This is a genomic window from Methanosphaera sp. A6, from assembly GCF_001729395.1.
In the GTDB taxonomy this organism is placed as follows: Archaea; Methanobacteriota; Methanobacteria; order Methanobacteriales; family Methanobacteriaceae; genus Methanosphaera; species Methanosphaera stadtmanae.
Map to the genome: position 1 here is coordinate 1 of NZ_MAIF01000080.1, position 8949 is coordinate 8949.

Genomic DNA, 8949 nt, shown 5'->3' on the forward strand with positions numbered 1-8949 from the left:
GAAAAAGCTACTAAAAAAAAAAAAAAAAAAAATAAATAAAATTAATACAAAATAAAAAGGTAAATAAACATGAAAAACAAAAGCAATAACAACTAATAAAAAATCCAAAGAAGTGAAAAATAATGGTAAATATAGAAATATCCCAAGACTCATACGATATGATACTAGAAATAAAAGAAAAAAATGAAACAATAGATGATGTAATATCAAAACTACTAGATGAACATTATGAAGACATAAATGAGAAGAAAAACAATAGAGATGAATATGAAGATGATGAAACACTATACTAAACTTCCCAAACACTACTTTTTTAAGAAATATCTAAATATTAACAAATACATATACATATAATCATACAAAAAACACTATTTTTACAAAAAAATAAGAGAAGATTTATAAGAACTTATTCCCAAATCCACTAAAACCATGAAAAATAACCATGACATGTATATGTACTATGCTCAAAAATAGTAAGTTTAAAAATTATTAAAAAAAAGTTCATCCTATTTTCAAATTCTAAATCAAAATTTTAAATATTAACATAATATTTGTAGTTTTTTTACTCTCTTTTATTGTGGAATCTGCATATGCATTTGGAGAATATACTTTCAAATTGTTTACTTTTTGATTATCTGTTTTTGGAAAATTTCTTTTTATTCCATTGAATCTTTCATTAAATTTATATTCATATACCTCTTGTACTTTTAATAAACCATTATCTTGAACTTCTAAATTAATGTAACTATTGTTAATTTCATAAGATTTACTGTTGTTGTTACTAATAGGTATGAATATTAAAAATAGTGCAATTATAAAAAAAGATTAGAAGGACTGTTATTTTTTTAGTCATTAATACACCTACTTGATTGTAATATTTCATCACAGTTATTCAAATATTCTATTTAATAACTTTATTCCTCCTATATGATAAAAATTATATAAATTATTCTTTAAATTTAAGTCTTTCATTGATTTTAGTATACAATCCTCACATCCTAATGCTGTTGCATAGATTATATATTTATTCCAGTTTTTTGATTCTGGTGGATGTTCTTTAATTAATGATAAATCATTAAGATATTTCCTAAATGCCATCCATTTTAAATAATATTCCATACCATACTCTGTCCAATTCACTCTTGACAACATTTTTCCTAGTATAAAATATACTATAATCATGATAATTCCAGTGATTATGTTATATATAAAAAAGGGATGGGGAGCTACTAGATTTAATATTACAGGTATAATCAATATAATTAATAATATTTTTCCATATTTGAAAAATATATCTAAGTATGTATTATCTATAAATTTTGAAATATCATTTTGTTCTTGATAATTTTCTTCCCATTTCTTTATTTTCTTTGTATATATTTTAGAATTATTACCTTTTTTGAGTTGAATTTTGATTTTATTTAAATTAATACAATTATTTTCATCTTCAAATAATTTAAGAAGATTTAATGCCTCTAATTCATAATCTAAAAGATCTTTTTTATTAGTTATTATTTTAAGTATTATTGTATCCTCATATAAATTATAGGATAAAACATTTTTCTCAATCAAATCAAGTATCACTGCTTTAAGAGCATTTATATTTGGTCTACCCCTTATTATTTGGGTTGAATATATAATTGAATTTACAAATATTGGTTTATCATCTGTTGGAGGTTCTTCTATTTCTTTAAAAGTAAGCTTTGGTTTTCTTCTATATTTAATATAAACTCCAATAGGTAATAGTAAACTCATTATTTCAATAACTGAAAAAAGAGGCAGTACTATATTGTTTCTTTTATAATTATTTTCATAATTTTCTTGAGCTTTAGTTATATCTTCAGCTTTAGTATCATCTATTATTGTAGCATATGTGTTATTAATACTAAATTCATTCTTGGGTATTGTTGAGCTAAATTCAATATTATTTGTCATGAAATTAGTTGATATATTTTCTATTATTAAACTAGAATTTTCCCAATGGAATTTTGTATTTTCTGCCACATCATATGGATTTATCCAGAAATTAACTCCTTCTTTTGAGGGATAATTAATTTTAAATGATAAGTTATTTATTGGTACTACTTCTTTATTATCATATAATTTATATTGAAATATACCTACATCATTATACAGTTTTAGAGCTTGAGTTAAATCATATTCATATACCACAGTTATTTCTTTATTATTTATTTTCTGATTTTTAGATTCATCTTTATAAAGAAATGTTGTAATATTTGTACTGTTAGAATTTTCTTCTATATTAAATTCAGAGTATGCTCCACTAGTATAAACTTTTAAATTACTTATATTTTCTCCATTATCTCTTTCAATGGTTCTGTTAATAGTATCAACTGTTTCTTTAATAGTATAGGTATATACCTCTTGTACTTTTAATAAACCATTATCTTGAACTTCTAAATGAATATCACCATTTTTAATCCCATATGGACTACTATTTCCACTAATCATAAAGAGAAGTAATATTATTATTAATAAAAAACATACACAATATCCACCGTTTAGGCCATTAAATAAAATAAAAGATAATTATCCAAAATATGTTCTATCTATGGATGAAATAAACTTATCCTCAAATGGAATAATACATATGAATATTCTTGAATTTTTAAAGGCAGATGAAATATAAATTCCACTATTTTCTTTTTATTTAATTAATATGAAACTATTAAATATAATGGATTAAATAATTATAGAAAAAGGAATTTCTTTAAAAAAATAGAAAAAACAACGTTAGATATACATAAGCTTGTTAAAAAAATAGGTAATATATAAAAGAGAATATGTTAAATAAAATCTCTTTTGAGGTTTTAATATGATTGATAACTTAAATAAAAAAATATCTTACAAAAAAGAAAATTTAAGAACAATATATCTTGCAGGGGGATGTTTTTGGGGTGTTGAAGCATATATTTCGAGGTTACTTGGAGTAGCTAAAACAACAGTAGGTTATGCAAATGGAAACACAGAAAATCCCACTTATGATGAGGTATGTTTAGAAAATACAAATCATGTTGAATGTGTAAAAGTGGATTATGATAATAACATATTACCATTAAAGAAGTTATTGGAAGAATTTTTTAAAATAATAAATCCACTTACAATTAATAAACAAGGAAATGATGTAGGAGTACAATATAGAACTGGTATATATTATAGAAATGAAACAGACAAAAGAATAATAATAAATTTTATTAATAGAAAACAAGGAGAATATTCACAAAAAATAGTAACAGAAGTATTACCCTTGAATAATTTTTATCCTGCTGAAAAATATCATCAGAAATATTTGGAAAAAAATCCTACAGGTTACTGTCATATTGATTTAACACAACTTCCAAATCAGAAAAAACAATTAGAAGAATTATTAATTAAAGAAGATATTATGAATTTAACACCTATTGAATTTGATGTTACACAAAAAAATGCTACAGAAAAGCCTTTCAGTGGAAAATATAATGATTTTAATAAGAAGGGATTGTATGTGGATGTTGTAGGTGGAGAGCCATTATTTATATCAGATGATAAATTTGATTCAAAATGTGGATGGCCTTCTTTTACAAAACCTGTTAATGATAGTCATATTCAAAAGTTAAATGATACATCTCATGGTATGAAAAGAATAGAAGTTAGAAGTAAAAAGGCTAATTCACACCTAGGTCATGTTTTTGATGATGGACCTAGAGGTGAAAAGAGGTATTGTATAAATTCTGCTTCAATGAAATTTATACCATATGATAAGTTAGAGGAGATGGGTTATGGAAGGTATGTTAAATATTTTAAGTAAAATAATTGATTTTTAGAAATTCTTTTTTTTTAGTATTTTTTTCTACATTAGTTTAAAGAAGTTAAATTCATTTAAAATAAAAAAAAATAAGTATTGAAGATAATTATTTAATTATCTTTTGTTTCTGGTAGTTTTGTAAGAATTACTGGTATAATTATAACTAATGCTAAAAATACTAATTCTATTAATAGTTCTGTAGTTATACCTTCTGTAATTTTATGTATTATTTCTGAAGCAAATAATATTAAAAGTACTCCTGGAAGAATATATTTTAGTATCCATATCCATTTTGATCCTATGTGTACTATTGATTTTTCATTTAAAATTGGTACTAATTTATCAATACCATATAACCATCCAAAGATTATTGCTTGAAGAAGTATTGCAAATAATATTCCATATTGATTTATGAATTCATCTGCTATTGCAAGAATATAGTTTCCTGCTCCTGTTGTAAATATTATGGATGTTAAAAATCCAAAGAAACAAACAATAGTTGCTGTTTTTGATCTACTCATCTTAAATTTTTTAGCTAAAGATAAACTCATTGGTTCAATAAATGCAAACATAGTTGTTACTCCTGCAAAGAAGACACATAAAAAGAATGCTGGACCAATAATATATGCTACATCACCCATTATATTGAATATTTCTGGGAATACTACAAATATTAATCCAGTACCTGATGTTGCTATTTGTTCAATTCCAAGTCCTGTTTTTAGTGACATAAATCCTAGTATGTTAAATACTCCTATTGCTGTTATTATTTCAAAACTTGAATTTGATGCAGCAACAACTAAAACACTATCTACTAGATGATCATTATTATCAAGATAACTTGCATATGTAAGTGCAATTGATTGTCCTACAGATAATGAAAATAGTACTTGTGTAAATGCTGCAAGCCATATGTCACTATTTAGAAGAGCACTCCAATCTGGATTAAAAAGATTAGTTAATCCTATCATATGACCATTAAGTGTAAATGAGTATGCTACTATTAAAAACATGATACATATTAGAGAGGGTATTGTTATTTTCACTACTTTTCCAATTCCATTTTCAATATTTTTACGTGATACTAACCATAAAAATATCCATACTAGTGTAACTATTATAAATGTGGGCCATACTATTGTTGTAATATGACTTAAGTTGTTACCTCCAACTACTATGTTGGTATTGAAAAATAAATTAGGATCACTTCCCCATTGTTTTGTGAAACCTAGAAGTAGATATATAACATCCCATCCTATTATAACTATGTAATATGTCATAACTAGGAAAACTAGAAATACTATAAACCATCCTATTACTTCAAATTTTGGATTTAAATTCTTAAGAATACTGGATAATGAATCTCTATGTTTTACTCCAAGACCATATTCTAATATTAGAAATGGAACACCAAGTGTTAATATTGCAAATATGTATGGTATAAAAAAGGATCCTCCACCATTACTATATACAATATAACTAAAACGCCATATGTTTCCTAGACCTATTGCTGCTCCAATCATTGCAAATAAGAATGAAATATTACTTCCCCATTTATATGCTTCATTTGTTTTCTTTGAAGCTGAGATATATGCAACCCCCATTATTTTTTTTCTAAGTTTATATTAGTATAAAATATCTTTTAATTTTATAAAAACATAATATTTATAATTATATTTTTTCATTGTATTTAGTATTTGCATGTTTTTTTCAATTTTTTTAAAAGAGTATAATTATAATCATAATTTAAAAAATAAAAAAAAAGAGATAATACTATAAGTAGTTACATTGGTTTATTTTCAAGTGATTCTACTACATCTTTCATTACTTGTGGTATGTTTATTTGTTGAGGACATTTTTCTACACATTTACCACAGTCTATACATGCACTTGCCGGCCCATTTTTCTTATTTTTCATGTAGTTTATGTACGTTACTTGGTATGTTGTAAATCCATCTTCATTTAGTAGTTTTTCACTATTATATAAATCAAATACATATGGTATGTTGATATTTACTGGACATTCATTTATACAGTAATTACATTTAGTACAAGGTACTGTTATTTTACTATTTATAAGTTCACTTACTTGTTTTATAAGGTCTAATTCTTCTTTAGATAATGGTTGCATATTTTCAAAAATTTCAATATTTTCCTCCATTTGTTTATAACTACTTACTCCACATAGTACCATGAATACATTATCAAGATTTGCTACAAAACGTAGTGCTAACTCAACTGGTGTAAGTGTTGGATTGAATTTTTTAATTAAATCATTAGCATCTTCTGGTATGTTTGCAAGAAATCCTCCCTTTAATGGTTCCATTACAATTACTTCTAAATCATGTTTTTTAGCAACTTCATAGCATTTCTTTGATTCTATTGTTTGACTTTCCCAGTCAAGGTAATTTATTTGTAATTGTATAAAATCCATGTCAGGATATTTTTGAAGATATTTTTCTATGTACTTAGCATCTCCATGGCTTGAAAATCCAAGTTTTTTAATTTTTCCTGCATCTTTTTGTTGTTTTAAAAATTTATATGAATCTACATCTATATATCCTGCTTCTGAAAATGGACTTATGTTGTGTAGTAAATAATAGTCAAAGTATTCTACTCCACAACGTTCTAATTGTTCTTTAAATATTGGTTCTACCTCTTCTTCTTTGGTTATTGCAAAGATGGGTAATTTATCTGCTACTATATATGATTCTCTATGATGGTTTTTTAGAGCTTCTTTTAGTGCTATTTCACTTTTTCCATTATGATAAGGATATGCTGTATCAAAATAGGTGTATCCTTTTTCTAAAAAGAGTTCTATCATTTTATTTACTTGTTCTTGGTTGATTGTTTCTGGTTTATCTTTATCTGTTTGAGGTAATCTCATCAATCCAAATCCCATTTTTTTCATTATATCTTCTCCCTTTTTAATAATATGAAAATTTTTTTATAAGCTTTATATATATACTATTTATTTTTAATAATTATATATATATTTATTACATAAACATCATTAAAGAAGAACACACAATAATATTATTATGAAATCAAATATCTTTCTTAGTTACTATCATGAAGATAAAGAGTATAGTGACAAATTTCAAGAATTATTTCAAAATTTGAATACAAAAACAATAAGATTAACAAATAATGACTATTCAAGTGATGAATATATCTCTAATATCATAAATGAAAATAACATAACAAATACTACAACTACAATAGTACTAGTAGGACCTAAAACATACAAAAGAAAACATATAGATTGGGATATATATGCAGCATTAAAGCAAAAATCATCACTAATAGGCATATGTCTTCCAAATAGGAATGATTATAGACTAAATAATCTAATACTGGAAACATATCCTCCAAGACTACATGATAATGTAACATCAGGTTATGCAACTATAATAAAATGGACAGAAAATCCAGAGAAAATAGATAACATAATAAAAAGATCATATATAAAATCAGAGGATACAAATCTAATAAATAATAGACGAAAACTACAATCTAAAGATCATCATTTCTGTGGAGTAGGATGTGATTGTCACTAAAAAAATGAAAGTATATACTTAAAATATATGTATAGTAAATAGTAAATAAGTATTATGTAGTATGTAAAACATACATCATTTTACATTCGTATGTAGGGAAATTATTATACCTCTAACTTTTAATATAATATTTTTTCCTACTACTTTTATAAAAAAAACTTTTTTAAAAAAAAGAAGAATATTTCTTTAGATTTAACTTAAAATCCAAGAAGTATTTTAAATCCAAGAAGTATTAATATTACTCCACCTAATATTTGGAATTTATCTCCAAAATAATCACCTAATTTTTTACCAATAAATATTCCAACAATACTAAATAAGAATGTAATAATTCCAATAATAGCACATGGAATAACTAGACTAATATTAAGAATAGCAAATGTCACACCCACAGCAAAAGCATCAATACTTGTTGCAATAGCAAGTAGGGTAACTTCTTTAAAACTAAATATGTCAGCTACTTTTTCATCACTACTAGTGATACTTTCACGAATCATATTCAATCCAATACAAAGTAGTAGTATAAATGCAATCCATGGTGCATATGTTGATATAAATGATCTAATTGTAGTTCCACAAACATAACCTATTATAGGCATGAAACATTGAAATCCGCCAAAGAAAATTCCATACCAGAGTATTTCTTGTTTTTGTATTTTTTTCTGAGTAAATCCTTTTGTTATTGAAATACTAAAAGCATCCATAGCAAGAGCAATAGCCAAAAGAATTACAGAAAGCATATTCATTTCCATATAATCAAAATTCCTTATTAAAAAAAAATTCAATTTAAAAATAATAATAATAATAAAAACTACTTACTATCAATATTAATATATTTTATAATAATTAGATATAAATCTTTAATCTAAAATAGAATTTAGAATAAAAAAATAAAATCCTTCAATAAACAGAGTCTATTTTTAATTTAAAATATAGGTATATTTATAAAAAAATTCATGAAATAATTTAGTAAAAATTACTTATAATTATGGTTTAGACTATGGGGGTAGTTTAGATTATGAATATTAATCTAGTTTTCTTTTTACTATTTTTTTTTATATAAACTGGGTATCTAACAAAGATGTTCTTTTTCTAATAAGGTATTGTTGAAATTTTTCTATATAATTTTTCTTTTGTATTTTTTAACTTATTTATTATATTTTTTATTATTTTTTGCAATGTTTTCTATTTTTGTTGTGATGGTTGTTTTGTTGACAATAGTATGTGCTACATTAAATAGCGTAAACACTTGAACTTATAATAACTGGTTTAGTTATTTGTTATGATAGTTTGTTTTTTTCCAAATGTAGTAATATTATGATGATATGAGAGCTAAAATAAAGTCAACAATTATGTTGATGATTTAGTTTGATGTATGTACCAAATTTACGCGATATAATTATTGTTATATTGAATGTGGTGAATATAAAGGAATAATATGATTCTTTTATTACTGCTAATTAATATAATCCTTTGATTAATGTTATTTAACATTTTACTTTCTATAGATTAATAGAAACAGTGTGTTTTATTAATTTTTCTGCTTTGATTAACAGATTTACAAGAATAGTGTGTAAATCCGTT

Annotated in this window: 8 protein-coding genes; 3 read left to right on the top strand and 5 right to left on the bottom strand. The window is 24.2% G+C overall.

Annotation, left to right across the window (positions count from 1 at the left end; all coding sequences use genetic code 11):
- Nucleotides 1–122: 122 nt before the first annotated feature.
- Nucleotides 123–293, top strand: coding sequence for a hypothetical protein (locus A9758_RS07550; protein WP_158005513.1), 171 nt, complete (start codon nucleotides 123–125; stop codon nucleotides 291–293).
- A 226-nt stretch (nucleotides 294–519) separates the two neighbouring features.
- Here A9758_RS07550 and A9758_RS07720 read toward each other — a convergent pair whose 3' ends face one another.
- Nucleotides 520–816 (bottom strand): DUF2207 domain-containing protein, encoded by a 297-nt coding sequence (locus A9758_RS07720; RefSeq protein WP_112149480.1) that lies wholly within the window; start codon nucleotides 814–816, stop codon nucleotides 520–522.
- A 72-nt stretch (nucleotides 817–888) separates the two neighbouring features.
- Complete coding sequence (locus A9758_RS02675) at nucleotides 889–2472, bottom strand: DUF2207 domain-containing protein (protein ID WP_011406334.1); 1584 nt, start codon at nucleotides 2470–2472, stop codon at nucleotides 889–891.
- A gap of 364 nt (nucleotides 2473–2836) precedes the next feature.
- On the opposite strand from A9758_RS02675, the gene msrA reads away from it, so the two are divergent.
- On the top strand, nucleotides 2837–3808 hold the full coding sequence (gene msrA, locus A9758_RS02680; RefSeq protein WP_011406335.1) for a peptide-methionine (S)-S-oxide reductase MsrA: 972 nt from the start codon (nucleotides 2837–2839) through the stop codon (nucleotides 3806–3808).
- A 107-nt stretch (nucleotides 3809–3915) separates the two neighbouring features.
- Here msrA and A9758_RS02685 read toward each other — a convergent pair whose 3' ends face one another.
- Complete coding sequence (locus A9758_RS02685; protein WP_011406336.1) at nucleotides 3916–5409, bottom strand: sodium-dependent transporter; 1494 nt, start codon at nucleotides 5407–5409, stop codon at nucleotides 3916–3918.
- A 179-nt stretch (nucleotides 5410–5588) separates the two neighbouring features.
- Nucleotides 5589–6716, bottom strand: coding sequence for an aldo/keto reductase (locus A9758_RS02690; protein WP_011406337.1), 1128 nt, complete (start codon nucleotides 6714–6716; stop codon nucleotides 5589–5591).
- 130 nt (nucleotides 6717–6846) lie between these two features.
- Between A9758_RS02690 and A9758_RS02695 the strand changes: the two genes are divergently transcribed.
- Nucleotides 6847–7365: a TIR domain-containing protein gene (locus A9758_RS02695; RefSeq protein ID WP_011406338.1), complete on the top strand. Its 519-nt coding sequence runs from the start codon at nucleotides 6847–6849 to the stop codon at nucleotides 7363–7365.
- A 197-nt stretch (nucleotides 7366–7562) separates the two neighbouring features.
- On the opposite strand, the gene A9758_RS02700 is transcribed toward A9758_RS02695, so the two are convergent.
- Nucleotides 7563–8111: a manganese efflux pump MntP family protein gene (locus A9758_RS02700; RefSeq protein WP_048059854.1), complete on the bottom strand. Its 549-nt coding sequence runs from the start codon at nucleotides 8109–8111 to the stop codon at nucleotides 7563–7565.
- Nucleotides 8112–8949 lie beyond the last annotated feature (838 nt).

Coding starts and splice junctions, on each gene's coding strand:
- A9758_RS07550 (WP_158005513.1), top strand. CDS start 123: ATGGTAAATATAGAAATATCCCAAGACTCATACGATATGATACTAGAA.
- A9758_RS02675 (WP_011406334.1), bottom strand. CDS start 2,472: ATGATTAGTGGAAATAGTAGTCCATATGGGATTAAAAATGGTGATATT.
- msrA (WP_011406335.1), top strand. CDS start 2,837: ATGATTGATAACTTAAATAAAAAAATATCTTACAAAAAAGAAAATTTA.
- A9758_RS02685 (WP_011406336.1), bottom strand. CDS start 5,409: ATGGGGGTTGCATATATCTCAGCTTCAAAGAAAACAAATGAAGCATAT.
- A9758_RS02690 (WP_011406337.1), bottom strand. CDS start 6,716: ATGAAAAAAATGGGATTTGGATTGATGAGATTACCTCAAACAGATAAA.
- A9758_RS02695 (WP_011406338.1), top strand. CDS start 6,847: ATGAAATCAAATATCTTTCTTAGTTACTATCATGAAGATAAAGAGTAT.
- A9758_RS02700 (WP_048059854.1), bottom strand. CDS start 8,111: ATGAATATGCTTTCTGTAATTCTTTTGGCTATTGCTCTTGCTATGGAT.